Source organism: Agrobacterium sp. V1 (assembly GCF_030518355.1).
GTDB lineage: Bacteria > Pseudomonadota > Alphaproteobacteria > Rhizobiales > Rhizobiaceae > Agrobacterium > Agrobacterium cucumeris.
The window spans coordinates 596,730-612,299 of sequence record NZ_JAULSF010000002.1 but is presented as its reverse complement, the minus strand read 5'-3'; the positions used below and the strand labels follow the sequence as shown (position 1 = coordinate 612,299).

Annotated in this window: 13 protein-coding genes; 4 read left to right on the top strand and 9 right to left on the bottom strand. The window is 58.6% G+C overall.

What is annotated here, in order from left to right; genetic code table 11:
* Positions 1-190: 190 nt before the first annotated feature.
* A complete protein-coding gene (locus QSV77_RS16960) occupies positions 191-1,444 on the top strand; it encodes an FAD-binding oxidoreductase (RefSeq protein ID WP_302734380.1) in 1,254 nt (417 codons plus the stop codon).
* Between the two features lie 50 nt (positions 1,445-1,494).
* Here QSV77_RS16960 and QSV77_RS16955 read toward each other — a convergent pair whose 3' ends face one another.
* Together QSV77_RS16955 and QSV77_RS16950 are read right to left on the bottom strand one after the other, a co-directional pair.
* Complete coding sequence (locus QSV77_RS16955; RefSeq protein WP_302734379.1) at positions 1,495-2,028, bottom strand: hypothetical protein; 534 nt, start codon at positions 2,026-2,028, stop codon at positions 1,495-1,497.
* 68 nt (positions 2,029-2,096) lie between these two features.
* Positions 2,097-2,321: an aa3-type cytochrome c oxidase subunit IV gene (locus tag QSV77_RS16950; protein ID WP_161991423.1), complete on the bottom strand. Its 225-nt coding sequence runs from the start codon at positions 2,319-2,321 to the stop codon at positions 2,097-2,099.
* A gap of 414 nt (positions 2,322-2,735) precedes the next feature.
* Between QSV77_RS16950 and QSV77_RS16945 the strand changes: the two genes are divergently transcribed.
* Positions 2,736-3,275 carry a TRAP transporter small permease subunit gene (locus tag QSV77_RS16945; RefSeq protein WP_142842653.1) on the top strand — a complete coding sequence of 180 codons (540 nt, stop codon included), beginning with the start codon at positions 2,736-2,738 and terminating at the stop codon, positions 3,273-3,275.
* A 32-nt stretch (positions 3,276-3,307) separates the two neighbouring features.
* The gene (locus tag QSV77_RS16940; protein ID WP_142842652.1) at positions 3,308-4,789 is read left to right on the top strand and encodes a TRAP transporter large permease subunit; all 1,482 of its coding nucleotides are present in this window, start codon (positions 3,308-3,310) and stop codon (positions 4,787-4,789) included.
* Between the two features lie 387 nt (positions 4,790-5,176).
* Here QSV77_RS16940 and QSV77_RS16935 read toward each other — a convergent pair whose 3' ends face one another.
* The gene (locus QSV77_RS16935; RefSeq protein ID WP_302734378.1) at positions 5,177-6,271 is read right to left on the bottom strand and encodes a TRAP transporter substrate-binding protein; all 1,095 of its coding nucleotides are present in this window, start codon (positions 6,269-6,271) and stop codon (positions 5,177-5,179) included.
* 292 nt (positions 6,272-6,563) lie between these two features.
* Between QSV77_RS16935 and QSV77_RS16930 the strand changes: the two genes are divergently transcribed.
* A complete protein-coding gene (locus QSV77_RS16930) occupies positions 6,564-7,319 on the top strand; it encodes a gamma-glutamyl-gamma-aminobutyrate hydrolase family protein (RefSeq protein WP_302734377.1) in 756 nt (251 codons plus the stop codon).
* A gap of 118 nt (positions 7,320-7,437) precedes the next feature.
* Here the strand turns inward: QSV77_RS16930 and QSV77_RS16925 are convergent, their stop codons facing one another.
* The 6 genes from QSV77_RS16925 to QSV77_RS16900 all read right to left on the bottom strand — a co-directional run bounded on the left by QSV77_RS16925 (position 7,438) and on the right by QSV77_RS16900 (position 15,569).
* Positions 7,438-8,469 (bottom strand): ABC transporter permease, encoded by a 1,032-nt coding sequence (locus QSV77_RS16925; RefSeq protein ID WP_142842649.1) that lies wholly within the window; start codon positions 8,467-8,469, stop codon positions 7,438-7,440.
* 32 nt (positions 8,470-8,501) lie between these two features.
* The gene (locus tag QSV77_RS16920) at positions 8,502-10,043 is read right to left on the bottom strand and encodes a sugar ABC transporter ATP-binding protein (RefSeq protein ID WP_302734376.1); all 1,542 of its coding nucleotides are present in this window, start codon (positions 10,041-10,043) and stop codon (positions 8,502-8,504) included.
* 237 nt (positions 10,044-10,280) lie between these two features.
* A complete protein-coding gene (locus tag QSV77_RS16915; RefSeq protein ID WP_142842647.1) occupies positions 10,281-11,210 on the bottom strand; it encodes a sugar ABC transporter substrate-binding protein in 930 nt (309 codons plus the stop codon).
* A 371-nt stretch (positions 11,211-11,581) separates the two neighbouring features.
* Positions 11,582-13,024, bottom strand: coding sequence for a M20 family metallopeptidase (locus QSV77_RS16910; protein ID WP_302734375.1), 1,443 nt, complete (start codon positions 13,022-13,024; stop codon positions 11,582-11,584).
* A 127-nt stretch (positions 13,025-13,151) separates the two neighbouring features.
* Positions 13,152-14,696, bottom strand: a complete 1,545-nt coding sequence (locus QSV77_RS16905; protein ID WP_271361493.1) for an ABC transporter substrate-binding protein — start codon at positions 14,694-14,696, stop codon at positions 13,152-13,154.
* Between the two features lie 36 nt (positions 14,697-14,732).
* On the bottom strand, positions 14,733-15,569 hold the full coding sequence (locus QSV77_RS16900) for a serine hydrolase (protein WP_302734374.1): 837 nt from the start codon (positions 15,567-15,569) through the stop codon (positions 14,733-14,735).
* Position 15,570 lies beyond the last annotated feature (1 nt).

Here is a 15,570-nt window from a genome sequence, read left to right as displayed (position 1 = left end):
TCTCACAGGTCTAATCTGCCGCTAAAAAACCGAAAGGCCCGAACCCCTCCGGCATGCGGCATCCCCCAGATGTGGACCGCTTATTTGCCACAGTGCTGATATTTCTGCGGCTGCGGCGCAATGCGGCCTTTCATTGAAACCGCATTCATTGTTATGGCGGGCCTGAAAGATTTGTGTTGCAGGAGCGCTAATGACCAAAACCCTGAAATGCGACGTGCTGGTGATCGGCACCGGCATTATCGGTTCCATGGCGGCGCTTTACCTGCAAAATGCCGGACGAGAGGTTGTGCTTCTCGAACGTGGCGAAGTTGCCGGCGGTGCAAGTTCCGGCAATGCCGGCATTCTGGCCTTTCCGGAAATCATCCCCATTCCCTCCCCCGGCATCATGAAAAAAGCGCCGCGCTGGCTTTTCGATCCGCTCGGCCCGCTCAGCGTGCCACCAGCCTATGCTGCAAAGATCGCCCCCTGGCTCTGGCGTTTCTGGCGTGCCAGCGCCGAGCGCAACTTTCGTCATGGGCTGAGGGTACTCAGCGAGATCAACCGGCTGGCAGCCAGTGAAATGGCGCATGTCGCCGCCATGCCGGAGCTTTCGTCCCTCGTTTCGAAAACCGGTACACTCGATCTTTATGACAGCGAAGCAAGCTTGAACGCCGCGGCGAGGGGCTGGGAAGAAAAACAACGCGCCGGTTTCTCCTTTGAGCGTGTCGGCCGCAGTGAGATAGACGAGCTGCAGCCGGGCCTTGCCCCGCAGTTCCGCCACGCCATGTTCTCCCCAGATGGCCTGCAGGTCTCCGACCCCCTTGATTTCACCCGCGCCATTTTCGATCTGGTGATTGCCCGGGGCGCAAGCCTGCGCAAGGGTGAGGCGGAACGCATCGACGCCGTTGGCGAAAGCACGATCGTCACCCTCGAAAATGGCGACAAGATCGATGCCGACAGGGTGGTAATCGCCTGCGGCGCCTGGTCGAAGAAACTTGCCGCGACGCTTGGCAATATCGTGCCGCTGGAAACCGAACGCGGTTACAACACCACCCTGCCCGTCGGCGCCTTCAACCTGACGCGCCAGCTCTATTTCAACGATCACGGCTTTGTCGTGACGCCGCTGTCTTCAGGCATCCGCGTCGGCGGTGCGGTCGAGCTTGGCGGGCTGGAGCTGGAGCCGAATTTCAAGCGGTCGGAAGCGATGCTGAAAAAGGCGGGGCGTTTCCTGCCCGGTCTCAAGGTGGAAGGCGGAACGCAATGGATGGGTTTCCGTCCGTCAATGCCGGACTGTCTTCCCGTCATCAGCACAGCGCGTACCACGCCCTCCGTCATCTACGCCTTCGGCCATGGCCATCTGGGACTGACGCAATCAGCAGCCACGGCCCGCCTCGTGACCCAGTTGGCAAACGGCGAGGAAACCGCGATTTCGGTCGATCCTTTCCGACCGGGGCGTTTTTCGTAAGTGAAGAGCGTGAAGCCCGCTTTGAAGCGGTGCTGACAACAATATGCGGGTTACTTCACCGGCTGCATGGAATCGTCAGGGAATTCCACCGTAGCGAAGGACGGATAGACTTTTCGCAGGATCGTAACCTGCTGCTGATCGCTCACGCGTAGCAGATACCAGTCCGTGCCATCCATCAAGGCGAGTGTATGGGATTTCGCCTCAATCGTCTGGCCGCCGGTTTCCATCACCGTCTTTGTCGGAATGAGCGCATAGGGCGTTCCATCAGGCGTCTGCTCAACGCTGATCGCCCCTTTATCCATGGTAAATTCGGTTATCTTGACCGCCGCGAGCGCCATCTGCATCTGCGTCGTCAGGGCGCTGCGCAATTGTTCGACGGTCACGCCTGCATCGCTTGCGATAAACTCGAAGATTTTGGGCGGCACCGTCTTGCCGACGGTGTCGAAATCCTGCCCGTTCAAGGCAGCGCTGAACCGTTCAATCTGCGTATGCAGCCTGTCTTGCTCAGACGGCAAAAGATCCCGCGACAGAACGGGCTGCGAAAGCGCCGCAAACAGGATGAGGCAGGATAACAGGCGCTTCATGACTAGCCTTTCCGATGTCCGGCGTCGCCCGGTTTCCGCACCGGGAAACCACTCGCGAAGGAGATCGTTCAGCGCAACAGAATGAAGCCTGCGGCCGAGAGCACCAGAAATACGATAAGACCACCAAGAAAACCCGCAGAGGTGAAGAAGCCAGCGACCATGGCCAGCATCAGCACGCACAGGAGCATGGTGCCGTATTTCGTCAAAGCCAGAAAGCCGTTATAGGTCTTTTCGTGCTCGACGTAATTCATCTCGGCGCCAACTTCGACCGGACCCGTGTGGTGTTCGCTCATTCCGCTTCCCCTTTGCTCCATCCGTCATGCCGTCATAAAAGACGATTTGTCCCGCCTATGATTACGGGCTCATGCCGGACTCTCCGTAGCCAGAGGTAACATGAAGTCGTCGAAAAGCGCAATGCGTTCTCTGTGAAAGAACATCGCGTAGCCAGGGCGATACGGAACAAACAGAACAGCACCGGCAATTAAACAATGGTCCTACGCCAATAGTCGAATAGAGGCGTTATTTGGACCGTTTTGTGGCGGTTTTGGTTGCTTTTCAAGCAGCCTGCCCATACACGGATTCCGTGGGGAGGAATCTGGAATTTGCAGGAGCGGACAGGCGTGGAAGCGCGGCCGCCCCGAGGAAGTTCCCGGCTTTCTTCTTCGCCATAACCCGCAAAGGGCCCGGCAAGGGAAGAGGGGAAAGTCATGAAATCGCTTTTAAAAATAAGTGCTTTGATAGACCTTGCGAGCGAAGCTCTGGGCAAGGTCGCCGGTTACCTGGTGCTCATCTGCTGCCTCGTCAGCGCCGGCAACGCCATGGTTCGTTATGCCTTCAATTATAGTTCGAATGGCTGGCTGGAAATCCAGTGGTACATGTTCGCCTTTATCGTCCTGATCGGCGCATCCTATACGCTGCGCATGAACGAGCATGTGCGTGTCGACATCATCTATGGGGCGATTTCGCCGCGCAACCGCATCTGGGTGGATATTATCGGCATCGTGCTGTTCCTGCTGCCCGGCTGCTTTTATCTTGCCTGGCTGTCCTGGCCCATGTTCACGCTCTCCTGGCATCAGGGCGAAATGTCCTCCAATGCCGGCGGCCTCATCCGCTGGCCCGTGAAACTCGTCATCTTCGCCGGTTTCGCCCTGCTGGTTCTTCAGGGGTTTTCAGAACTCATCAAGCGCATAGGCGCCCTCAACGGGCTTTATGCGCTCGATACGAAGTATGAAAAGCCCCTGCAATGATCGCGCCGATCTGAACCTTCAGGATATTTCCCATGTTTGAATATGGTATTCTTCCACCTCTGATGTTCCTCGGCATGATCATCTTCATGCTTTACGGATTTCCGGTTGCCTTCTCACTTGCCACTGTCGGCCTCGTCTTCGGTGTCATCGGCATCTTCACCGAGCATTTTTCGCCGGCCTTTCTGCAGGCCTTGCCGTTGCGCATCTTCGGCATCGTCTCCAACGACCTTCTGCTCGCCATCCCCTTCTTCACCTTCATGGGCGCAATCCTCGAGCGATGCGGATTGGCGGAGGATCTGCTTGAAGGAACCGGCAAGCTGTTCGGCGCCATTCCCGGTGGTCTCGCCTATGCCGTCATCATCGTCGGCGCGATCCTCGGCGCAATCACCGGCACGGTTGCCGCCTCCGTCATCACCATGGGCGTCATCTCGCTGCCGATCATGCTGAAATACGGTTATAATCCGCGGCTTGCCACCGGCGTCATCGCCGCATCGGGCACGATCACCCAGGTCATCCCGCCGTCCCTCGTCCTCATCGTTCTCGCCGACCAGCTCGGCAAATCCGTCGGCGACATGTATCTCGGCGCGATCGGCCCATCGATCCTGCAGGTGGCGATCTTCATGCTCTTCATCTTCGTGATGTCGATGTTGCGGCCGAAGGATTTGCCGGCGCTGCCGCCGGAAGCGCGTGGAGAACTCAACCGGGCGCTGGTGTTCCGCGTGCTGGCGGGCATGATCCCCTCCATCGTGCTGATCTTCCTCGTGCTCGGCACCATCTTCCTCGGCCTTGCCACCCCGACGGAGGCCGGCGCGCTCGGCGTCGTCGGCGCCATGGCGCTCGCCGCCGCCCACCGCCGCCTCACCTGGGATCTCGTCAAACAGGGCATGCATTCGACCATGCACATCACCTCTATGGTGGTGTTCATTCTCGTCGGCGCCACCTGCTTTTCCCTTGTCTTTCAGGGCATGGACGGCTCGCTGTGGATCGAGCATATGCTCTCAGGCATTCCGGGCGGCCCAATCGGCTTCCTGATCTTCGTCAACATCTTCATCTTCTTCCTCGCCTTCTTCCTCGATTTCTTCGAGATCGCCTTCATCGTCATTCCGATGCTGGCGCCGATCGCCCAGTCGCTCGGTATCGACCTGATCTGGTTCGGCGTGCTGATCTGCATCAACATGCAGACGAGCTTCATGCATCCGCCCTTCGGTTTTGCCCTGTTTTATCTGCGCTCCATCGCGCCGCGCTCGGTCAAGACATCGGACATCTACATGGGCGCCATACCGTGGCTCGGCATGCAGCTTATCCTCGTCGCCATCGTGATCTTCTGGCCGGAATCCGTCACCTACTGGCTCGACAAGGCGCCCGATGTGGATCTGAACTCCATCAAGATCGAAATCCCCGCCTTCGGCAATCAGGGCGGCAACACAATGCCCAATTTCGGCCTGCCTGGAGGCCAGCCGGGTGGATTGCCGGGCATGCCAAACCTCGGTGAACCGCCGAAGATCGGGCCGTAAGAGTCGTCTTGTAAGGGCTGGGCGAAACGCCTATGATTGTGGAGTGGAAGACAGGGTAGCAGCCCTGCCTTCCGTTTGTTTATCGTTTGAAATGAAGCCGGACAGTCACTGACCAGCCTGTCCGGTTTTTCCTAATGACAAACGTAATGCTCAGTGGTTTCCACATCACATCACCTCCACAGTTGAGAGCAAGGCCTTTGCCGAGGTCGGCGTGGCCAATCCTCGCCGACACTCCGGCTGGCCCCGGAGCCTGCTGCTTTTGCGCCCAACAGCCTTGATCGTAAATCACCCTTTCTTGTCGGGCGCATGAAGGCCGACACGCAAACAAAAACCCCGGAAACCGAAGTTTCCGGGGCCTTTGCCAGGTCCGCCGCCGTCACTGAATAATCAGAGCTTACCGTTACGTTGCTGGATCATCATGAACGTATCAAAGGTGTATTCCGCAAGCTGCATCCACAGGTAACCTTCGCGCTTGAACGCGACCTGGTCCTCGTAGATCTTCTTGAAGTCTGGATTGGTGGCCGAAATATTGGCGTAGACTTCCAGTGCCGATTTGTAGCAGGCCTCGAGGATTTCCTGGCTGAACGGCCGCAATACGGCACCTTCCGAAACCAGCTGCTTGATGGCGATGGGGTTCTTGGCGTCGTATTTCGCCATCATGCTGGTGTTGGCGAAGGCGCAGGCATCCTGCAGCGCCGTCTGGTAGTTCTTCGGCAGGCTGTTCCACTTGTCCAGATTGACGAAGGAGTGGATGACAGGGCCGCCTTCCCAGAAAGCCGGATAATAGTAATATTTCGCCACCTTCTGGAAGCCGAGCTTGTGGTCGTCGTAAGGGCCGACCCATTCGGCGGCATCGATAGTGCCTTTTTCCAGCGCCGGGTAGATGTCACCGCCGGCGATCTGCTGCGGCACGACGCCGAGCTTTTCCACCACCTTGCCGGCGAGACCGGCAATACGCATCTTCACGCCCTTGAAATCCTCAACGGTATTGATTTCCTTGCGGAACCAGCCACCCATCTGGGCACCGGTATTACCTGAGATCATGCCGTAAAGATTGTGCTTGGCGTAAAATTCGTTGAGCAGCTTGTTGCCGTTGCCTTCGTAGAACCAGGAATTGGTCAGGCGGGCATTAAGGCCGAAAGGTATCGCCGTGCCGATGGCGAAGGTCGGATCCTTGCCGACGTAATAATAGGAGCAGGTGTGGCACATTTCCACCGTGCCTGACGACACGGCATCGGCCGCCTGCAGGCCGGGCACGATTTCACCGGCAGCAAAGGGCTGGATGGTGAAATTGCCATCCGTTGCCGCGGCAACGTGTTTGGCTATGTCCTCGGCGCCGCCATAGATCGTGTCGAGCGATTTCGGAAACGACGACGTCAGACGCCAGTTAATCTTGGTATTTTGCTGTGCAATGGCGGGCGCGGCCAGAGCCGTAACGGCTCCCGCAAGCGCACCTTTTTTCATAAAGGAACGGCGATCCATCTATATCCTCCCAGATATGAACGCTGCCCGCAGCTTGAATTCCCCTCTTTGCTGTTCAGGCATCGCAGCAAAGTAAGCACGGTTACCGCCCGGCTGACAAGCACCCGCCCCAAGAATTAATCGCGGAAAACCGGCCTTTTCGGAAAGTCTCCTTCGTATTTTATTTGCAACTGAAATATCCTCGCGCCGCCTTATACTTTAGGCGCATCCACTACCGGCAAAATGCAAAACACCTGCTTGACTTGGCTCACCGGCAGTCGCACAAATTTCGAAGATTCGCCCCGGAGCCAACATGCCAAAACCCATCATTGCCGTTCCCGCCGACATCAGGCATTTCACCGGAGCCGACTGGCACGCCGCGCAGAACCAGTATCTTTCCGCAGCCCTGAAGGTCGCCGGTGTCATGTCCTTCATCGTTCCGGCCTTCGAGGACGGTAACGAGGTCGACGCCATTCTGGACCGGGTGGACGGCCTGCTCGTCTCCGGCTCGGCAACCAATGTTCACCCTGCCCTTTACGGAATGGAAGCACGGGAAAGCGATGGCCCCTTCGATCCCGCTCGTGACGCGACCAGCCTGCCGCTCATCGACCGCGCCATCGAGCGCGGCATTCCGATGCTGGCGATCTGTCGCGGCATTCAGGAATTGAATGTCGCGCTTGGCGGCACACTTGCTTCGGAAATTCAGGAACAGCCCGGCGTGTGGGATCACCGCAAGCCGGAACATGACGACCGCGACGTGGCCTTCGCCATTCGCCAGCCCGTGCAGGTGCGCGAAGGTTCGTGCATTGCGCAGCATCTTGGCATGTCGGGTGAAATCCAGATCAACTCACTGCACCGCCAGGCAATTGCCGAGACCGCGCCGCGCCTGCAGGTCGAAGCCACGGCGGCGGATGGCACCATCGAAGCCGTTTCCGTCATCGACGCCAAGGGCTTTGCGGTCGGCGTGCAATGGCATCCGGAATATTGGGCCGAGACGGATGCGCCGTCGCGCGCCCTGTTCGAGGCCTTCGGCAAGGCTGTTCACGAATACCGAAACAGCAAGGCGTAAAAATCGGCCCTTCCCTTCAAGGGTCGCCCCGGCCCTTCAAGGCAAGCCGCATCTCCGACGCTAGCGCAAAAAAAGGGGCAAGCCTGAAAGCCTGCCCCAAGTCCGGGAGGAGGAGTGCTTAGCGCTTCGCGCGTTTCTTCTGTCGGTAGACGTCGGCGACGACGGCAGCCACGATGATCAGGCCTTTGACGATCTCCTGGTAATAGGCATCGACCCTGAGGAACGTGAAGCCGGATGTCATGACGCCGAGAATGATGGTGCCGATGACCGTTCCGGTGATGCGTCCAGCGCCGCCGGCAAGCGATGTGCCGCCGATAACGGCTGCGGCGATGGCGTCGAGTTCATACATCACGCCCATGCCGGCCTGCGCCGTCTGTGCACGGGCTGCGGTGACGACACCGGCAAGACCGGCCAGCATGCCGGCAATGGCATAGACCTTGATCAGATGCGCCTCGATATTGATACCGGAAACGCGTGCCGCCTGCTGGTTAGCGCCGATCGCATAGGTGAACTTGCCATAACGCGTGTAACGCAGCGCGATATGGAAGATGATGGCGACGACGAGGAAAACGACGACCGGCCAGATGCCCGTACCGATGAAGTTGAAGCCATCGGTCAGGCCGGAGATCGGCTGGCCTTTGGTGTACCACTTGGAAAGACCGCGTGCCGTCACCATCATGCCGAGTGTTGCGATGAAGGGCGGGATTTTCGTTCGCGCGATAAGCTGCCCGTTGATGAACCCGGCCAAAGCCCCGGCCAAGATACCGACAGCAAGCGGTATGAAGAATGGCAGGTCGGTGAGGCCCGGATAAAGCGCCCGCGGCCAGGTCGAGGATTGCGCCACACTGGCAGACAACATCGCTGTCAGACCGACAACCGAACCGGAAGACAGGTCGATGCCGCCGGTAATGATGACCTGCGTCACGCCAACGGCGATGATGCCGATCACTGACACCTGCAGGATCATGATCGTCAGGCGCTGCTGGTTCATCAGGAAGCTCTGGCCGATGAAAATCCAGCCGAGAATTTCATAGACCAGCGCGATGCCGATCAGCACGAAAAAGATATTGGCTTCCGGCGGTATGCGCCTGTGCGGCTTGCGTCCGGATTTTGCATCCAACTCTGCGTTGGCGGTGGCGTTCGTATTCATAGTTGTTCCTCCTCGAGAAATCCCGGCGCGCCTCACCGCGATGCGAGATCCATCACCTTCACCTGCGTGGCTTCACTTCTGTCAAGGAAACCCGTCACCCGACCCTCATGCATGACCATGACACGGTCGCTCATACCCAGAACCTCCGGCATTTCGGAGGAAATCATGATGACGGCGACGCCTTGACGCGCCATCTCGCAAACCAGCTTGTGAATCTCCGCCTTGGCCCCGACATCGATGCCGCGCGTCGGTTCATCCAGAATGAGGATGCGCGGCTTGGTCAGCATCCAGCGGCCGATCAGCACCTTCTGCTGGTTCCCGCCGGACAGGTTTTCGATACGCTCGTATAGATGCGGCGTCTTGACCCGCAGCTTGCGGCACATCTCTTCGCAGGCGTCCGAAAGGGCGTTTTCCTGCACGAAGCCATTGGCGACATATTTGTCCTGCAGGACGGCGATCTGCATGTTCTCCAGAATATTGAGGATCAGCAGACATCCCGTATCCTTGCGGTCCTCGGTCAGGAACGCCATGCGGTGGCGGATTGCCTCGGTCGGGCTGTCGATCGCGACCTGTTTACCGTCGATTGCAACGGTACCCGAGGAGGCCGGCGTAACACCGAACACCGTCTCGGCAACATTGGAGCGTCCCGAGCCGACAAGACCCGCAACGCCTAAAATTTCGCCGGCGCGAACATCGAACGACACGTCATCGAACACACCATCAAGCGTCAGGTTCTTGACCGACAGCACCACATCGCCGATCGGAACCTCTTCCTTCGGGAACATCTGCGTGATTTCGCGGCCCACCATCATGCGGATGATGTCATCGCGCGTCACATCGGTGGAAGCATGGGTGCCGATATATTTGCCGTCGCGGAAGACGGAAAACTCGTCGGCGATCTCGAACAGCTCGTTCATCTTGTGGGTGATGTAGACGATGCCGATGCCACGTTCCCTGAGGTCACGAATAATGCGGAAGAGATGCTCGACCTCGCGTTCCGTCAGCGCCGATGTCGGCTCATCCATGATCAGAACGTCGGAATCGTAAGAAACCGCCTTGGCGATCTCGACCATCTGACGGCTCGCGACCGACAGCTCGCCGACGCGCGTTTCCGGATCGAGGTCGATGCCAAGCCTTTCCAGCAGCGTCTCCGTGCGGCGGTACATTTCGCCATGGTCGATGAAACCAAACCGGTTTTTTGGCTCGCGGCGGATCCAGATGTTTTCGGCCACCGTCATATAGGCCATCAGGTTGAGTTCCTGATGGATCATGGCAATGCCGTTTTCGAGCGCGTCGAGTGGGGAATCGAGGCGTATCGGAGCACCTTTAAGGCGGATTTCACCAATGTCCGGCTGATAGATACCAGCGAGAATCTTCATCAGCGTCGATTTGCCGGCACCGTTCTCGCCCATCAGCGCATGCACGGTGCCGCGCTTGAGGTGGAACGACACATCATCAAGCGCCACGACGCCGGGAAATTCCTTGCGTATACCATCCGCTGCCAGAAGAAATTCTGCATTCGGCACGGCGCCGCTGGCGCGCACGGCGGCCATTGTCGATGGACTGACGACCATCTCACCCTCCACAATAGACAAAAATGACCGGAAAATTGGCCTGCAAAATCGCGGCCGTCCTCCGGGGAGGCTTACAGCGCCGTGTCACCGAAGACAGGCATGGGCGCTGTAACACTTTGAATTCAATGAAATTATATTCTCTGCATCAGCCCGCAGGCCGCGCCTTCAGTTGCCGTCCGGGTCCGGCATCTGCTCCCGATATTATTTCAATCGAGCGCAAATGCCGGAACGGGATCGTCAGTTCTTGGCCACGTAATCCTTGACGTTCTCAGGCGTGACGAGCTGGAAGGGAATGTAGACCTTCTTGTCGACCTTGTCGCCCTTGACGAGCTTCAGTGCCGCATCGAGAGCGCCCTTGCCCTGACCAGCAGCGTCCTGGAACACCGTCACATCAAGATCGCCGGCGCGCATGGCGGCAAGCGCGTCCTGCGTGGCGTCCACACCGGCAACGACGTAGTCCTTCATGTCCTTGCCAGCGGATTTCAGCGCCTGAATGGCACCAATGGCCATTTCATCATTGTTGGCGATGACCGCGTTGAATTCGACACCACTGGAGAGCCAGTTGGTGACGAGGTCGGCGCCCTGCGTGCGCTGCCAGTTGGCCGTCTGCTCTTCAACCACCGAAATACCCTTGCATTCATCGGTTTTCAGAACATCGTGCACGGCCTGCGTGCGCATGCGCGCGCCCTGGTTGGAAAGCTCGCCCATCATGACAACGGCTTTGCCTTTACCACCGAGAAGGCGGCAAACTTCCTTGGTTTCCAGCGTACCGGCCACGGTTTCTTCAGATGCCACGAAGGCCTGACCTTCCGGCAGGCTGTCCACGTTCACCGGCTGGCGGTTAACGTAAACCAGAGGGATCTTGGCTTCTGCCGCAAGTTTCGACATGGCCGCCGTCGCGTCGGTATCGACCGGGTTGACGATGATCGCATCAACCTTGGACGCGATGAAATTCTGGATCTGGCTCTGCTGCTTGGCAACGTCGTTCTGCGCGTCTTCAACCTGCAGGGTAACGCCCTTCAGTTCCTTGGAGTAATCCTGCATGCCGTTGCGCAGCACGGTCAGGAAGTTGTCGTCGAACTGGGCCATCGAAACACCGACGGTTTCTGCATGTGCGGCCGTGCCCAGAAGCACAGACATGGCTGCACCAATAATAAGCTTCTTCATTGTTTTCTCCTCCACAGTGTCCGGCGCCACCTCTCCCAGCCGGAAGCGGACCCGAAAGCCCGCCGCTACCTCCACACTCAGAAAACGGAATAATGAAACCGATTTTCTGCTGTTCGATATATTTATTCCATTTTTGGTTCGAACGTCAATGTTTTCTTCGCAGCTAGGCGACGAAGCGGCACACAAGGCGGTGATGACGGGAGATTAAGGGAAACGGAGCTTCCTCCCCGCCCTTGCGGCGAAGAGAGATAAGCCATTGAAATCATGGATCCCCGGAGCAAGCCTGAGGATGACGCCAAGTTTGATGGCAGGTCGAATTCAATCGCAAGCTCGCATATCATCCAGCGAAATGGATGCTGGAACGGTACGTTCTATCTGTGCGAACTGGGCATGACATCTGCAGGAATCGGGCAGACGTAATCGCTGCCTTCGGTTTTTTCCTGCCATTCCTTCTTTGCGCTGGCGAGCAGTTCCGGTGAGGTCATCAGCGCAAGCCCGGTCGATGCAAGCGTCTTGGCGGCATGCGCCATGGCCTTGTGAGCGGCGGGGCTTTTGCCCTGCGCTACCACCTGCCAGGTATGCGGATTGGTCCCGATCGCCCAGGCCGGCGTCCAGCACTGCGCCGTCGGCGTGATCCAGCTGACGTCGCCGACATCGGTGGAACCCGCCCGGAAATGCGACTCGCCCTCGAAAGCGCGCAGGCCGAGATGCAGGGGCGTCGAACCATCAATCTTCCGGTTGGAAAAAACATCACCCTTTATCTGATAGAGCCGGATGCTGCTTTTGATCGCCTCGTCGGTGAAAGTATCCTGAATGCTCTTTGCGAAAGCAATATCCGCTTCGTCGAAGGCGATGGGGCCGAGCGCGACCATGTTTTCATGCATCGCCGTTTCCAGCGTGATGTTAGGCAGAAGGTTGGTGGAGGCGGTATCGAAGACGATCTCAACCTCGGTCTCGGTCATCATCGCCGCGCCGCGCGCCACCTTGTCCACCCGTGCAGCAAGATCGAGCGCCTGGCGCATTTCCGGGGCGCGGATCAGGTAAAGCACTTCTGCCTTGGCCTGCACAACATTCGCCGCTTTGCCGCCGGTATCGGTGATTGCATAATGCACCCGGCAATCCTGCGGCATGTGTTCGCGCAGGAAATTGACGCCGACATTCATGAGTTCGACGGCATCAAGCGCCGAGCGGCCGAGATGGGCGGCGTTGGAGGCATGGGCCGCAACACCCTTGAAACGGTAGAAATATTCCAGCACGGCAAGATTATTGGTGGAACGCACGCCGTTGAACGGGGCCGGATGCCAGGTCAGCGCCGCGTCGACATCATCAAACAGGCCGGCGCGCACCATGAAGGTCTTGCCGGAACCGCCCTCCTCACCGGGGCAACCGTAATAACGCACGGTGCCAGGCAGATTATTGGCTTTCAGATGCCGGGCGAGCGCGATGGCGCCCATCAGCGAGCCGACGCCGAGGAGGTTATGGCCGCAGCCATGGCCGGTGGCGTTCGCCTCGCGCGGCTGCACCTGCGCCACATCGGCCACCTGGCTCATGCCGGCCAGCGCATCGAATTCGCCGAGGAAGGCAATGACCGGCTGGCCGCTGCCGAATTCGCCAATGAACGCCGTTTCCATGCCTGCCACGCCGCGGCGAACCGCGAAGCCGTTTTCCTCAAGAGCGGTTGCCAGAACGCCAGCGGATTGCCGTTCTTCGAATTTAAGCTCGGCAAAATCCCAGATGCTGTCGCTTAAGGTGGTGAAGTCGGGCTTCATGGCCTCGACTTCGGCGGCAATCGACATCACGGCATCATGGTTCATGGCTTGTCCTCGCATTTCCGCCCTTTACGGGCACGCGCAAGCTCTTCGGCGGATGCACCGCCAAATCCTTGCACCCTATAATGGAAAGCCCGCGCCGGGGTCCGCCTCCGGCGCGGGCAACAGTGGATCAGTTGTCGACAGAGACTTCCCAGAGGCGGGCGTTCGACTGCCAGACCGGCTGGCCCTTGAGTTTCTTCGTGGCGCCCCAGACATCGACCATGTCGTAGAGGAAGATACCCGGCATTTCCTTCAGCATCAGCTCATGGAACTCGTCGAAAATCTTCTGGCGCTTCGTCTGGTCGGCCTCGACATAAGCCGCCTTCATCAGCTCGATCGCCTTCGGATCATCCCACATCAGCGAAGCGTTCTTGTCCTTGTTGCCGACATAGAAGGCATACATCAGCGCCGGGTCGAGACGCGGGGCGACCGACTGCGAGATCACCTGATAATTGCCGGAGCGACGGCGATCGACCTGAGTGGCATAATCCAGCACCTCGATCTGCACGTTGAGACCCGCCTGCTGCATCATGGCCTGCGCCATGACGGCGGCCGGGAAGCTCGGCACGTTGCCACGCTTGTTGGCGATGATGGAGATCGGCTCGCCCTTGTAACCGGCGGCCTCCAGTTCCTTCTTCGCAGCCTCGATGTCATAGGCTGGACGCTTTTTCTGGGTCTCGTCGAAATAGACCGAGTCCTGCGAGACCATCGAGCCGTTGGCTTCACCCGTGCCGTTCGATGCGGCAGCAACCAGTTCATCGAGATCGAGCGCCATCGCCATGGCCCGACGCACCCCGGGGTTGCTCAGCACCTTGTCGCGGGTCTGGATGTAGAACAGGTTCTTGCCGTTGTTGCGGGCAACGATGAGCTGCATCTTGTCATTGGTCTTGAATTCCGGAATGAGATCGGGAGAAATCTCGGCCGTGTCCAGCACGCCGGATTCAAGGCCCGCTTTCACCGTCGAAGCATCTGGAATGACCATGAATTTGATGCCGTCGGCCAGCGGCCGCTTGGAGCCGACCATGCCATCAGGCTTGCCGTCATTTGCCGGCGAAACATAATCGGCAAATTTGGCGAGGCGGATATATTCGCCTTTCTTCCACTCGTCCCACTGGAACGGACCGGTGCCGATCGGCTTGACGAAACTGCCGTCGGCAGCAACCGATTCCGGCGAGATCATGCCGGTATAACCGCATTCCGGCCGCGACATCAGGCCGAGGAAAACGGCGGAGGGTTTTTCAAGCGTGATCTCGACCGTGGATGCATCCGTGGCCTTGACGCCGGTGACGTGCGCTGCCCCGCCTTCCGCGAAATCGTTGAGGCAGGTCCATTTTGTTTCCGGCTTCAGATAACGTGTCCAGTTCCAGGCAACATCCTCTGCGGTGAGCGGCTTGCCATTGTGGAATTTCACGTCCTTGCGCAGCTTGAACGTATAGGTCAGGCCGTCAGCCGAAACATCGACGCTTTCGGCCAGAAGCGGCTTCACCTCTCCGGCATTGTTATAACCGACGAGGCCTTCGACGATGTGCAGGATCACGCCATCCGTATTGCCGTCGCGGTTAACGCCCGGATTGTTGCTGCGCAGATCCGAGCTTTGCGCGATGGTGATATCGCGGGCCGCCGCGATATTGGCCGTTACCAGCAGGGCAACGCCTGCAAGGAGAAATTTTTTCACTGTTCTACCCTCTTTGTTGTCGTTGATTGCAATTGATTAAAAACCGTCCCAGCAGGCCTGTGCCAGCCGGCCGATCGTCTCGAGCGCGATGGTGTATCCCGGCGTGCCGTCAGGCATGGTTTGCGGAACCTCATCGGTATAGGTGGTGATGATGAAGGACGGTGCGCTGTTTCTGTAGACGATGCCGGCATCCATGCGCCCACGCTTGCCGCGGCCACTCTTGCTGGCCACCACGGCCTCGAAAGGCAGGCGGGAGCGAATTCCATACCGCAAAATCTGGTTTTTCAGCGTCTGCATCGCCCACTCGCACAATTGCGGGCTGCAACCGAGCTTTGCCTGCGCCTCCGGCGAAGATTGCGCATCGAGAATGGTCTGCAGCAGAAGCACCTGATCCGCCGCCGAGGTGGTCGTAACTGTCTTCAACGGATGGTCGGCCGCCAGCGCCAGCGGCGGGATGAGGAAACGGTGGTGGGTATTGGCCATGCCGAGCGACTTGCAATAGCCGTCGACCTCTTCCAGCGTCAGCCGTTCCAGCACCATCTTGGTGCAGACATTGTCGCTCAGCACCATCATGCCGGCGACGGCATCGCGTAGCGAAATGACGATACCCGGCGTCATATAACGGAACATGCCGCTCGCGACCTCTTCCGCCAGCCGCTTTTCATAGGTGACGGGCTGATCGAGATCGATCCGCCCTTCGCTGGCGGCTTTCAGCACAGCCATCATGATCGACGTCTTGCGGGTGCTGCCCGATGGCGTCTCCTCGTTTTCTCCCCGGCCGATCTCTTCACCGGTCAGGAGATTGCGCACCATGAAGCGCGTCACGAAAGGCTGTGCATCACAGATCGCATTTAATTGGGCAGCCACAGTCATT

What these genes read in the sequence shown, in the direction of transcription:
- QSV77_RS16960 (WP_302734380.1), top strand. Translation starts at nt 191, where the DNA reads ATGACCAAAACCCTGAAATGCGACGTGCTGGTGATCGGCACCGGCATT.
- QSV77_RS16955 (WP_302734379.1), bottom strand. Translation starts at nt 2,028, where the DNA reads ATGAAGCGCCTGTTATCCTGCCTCATCCTGTTTGCGGCGCTTTCGCAG.
- QSV77_RS16950 (WP_161991423.1), bottom strand. Translation starts at nt 2,321, where the DNA reads ATGAGCGAACACCACACGGGTCCGGTCGAAGTTGGCGCCGAGATGAAT.
- QSV77_RS16945 (WP_142842653.1), top strand. Translation starts at nt 2,736, where the DNA reads ATGAAATCGCTTTTAAAAATAAGTGCTTTGATAGACCTTGCGAGCGAA.
- QSV77_RS16940 (WP_142842652.1), top strand. Translation starts at nt 3,308, where the DNA reads ATGTTTGAATATGGTATTCTTCCACCTCTGATGTTCCTCGGCATGATC.
- QSV77_RS16935 (WP_302734378.1), bottom strand. Translation starts at nt 6,271, where the DNA reads ATGGATCGCCGTTCCTTTATGAAAAAAGGTGCGCTTGCGGGAGCCGTT.
- QSV77_RS16930 (WP_302734377.1), top strand. Translation starts at nt 6,564, where the DNA reads ATGCCAAAACCCATCATTGCCGTTCCCGCCGACATCAGGCATTTCACC.
- QSV77_RS16925 (WP_142842649.1), bottom strand. Translation starts at nt 8,469, where the DNA reads ATGAATACGAACGCCACCGCCAACGCAGAGTTGGATGCAAAATCCGGA.
- QSV77_RS16920 (WP_302734376.1), bottom strand. Translation starts at nt 10,043, where the DNA reads ATGGTCGTCAGTCCATCGACAATGGCCGCCGTGCGCGCCAGCGGCGCC.
- QSV77_RS16915 (WP_142842647.1), bottom strand. Translation starts at nt 11,210, where the DNA reads ATGAAGAAGCTTATTATTGGTGCAGCCATGTCTGTGCTTCTGGGCACG.
- QSV77_RS16910 (WP_302734375.1), bottom strand. Translation starts at nt 13,024, where the DNA reads ATGAACCATGATGCCGTGATGTCGATTGCCGCCGAAGTCGAGGCCATG.
- QSV77_RS16900 (WP_302734374.1), bottom strand. Translation starts at nt 15,569, where the DNA reads ATGACTGTGGCTGCCCAATTAAATGCGATCTGTGATGCACAGCCTTTC.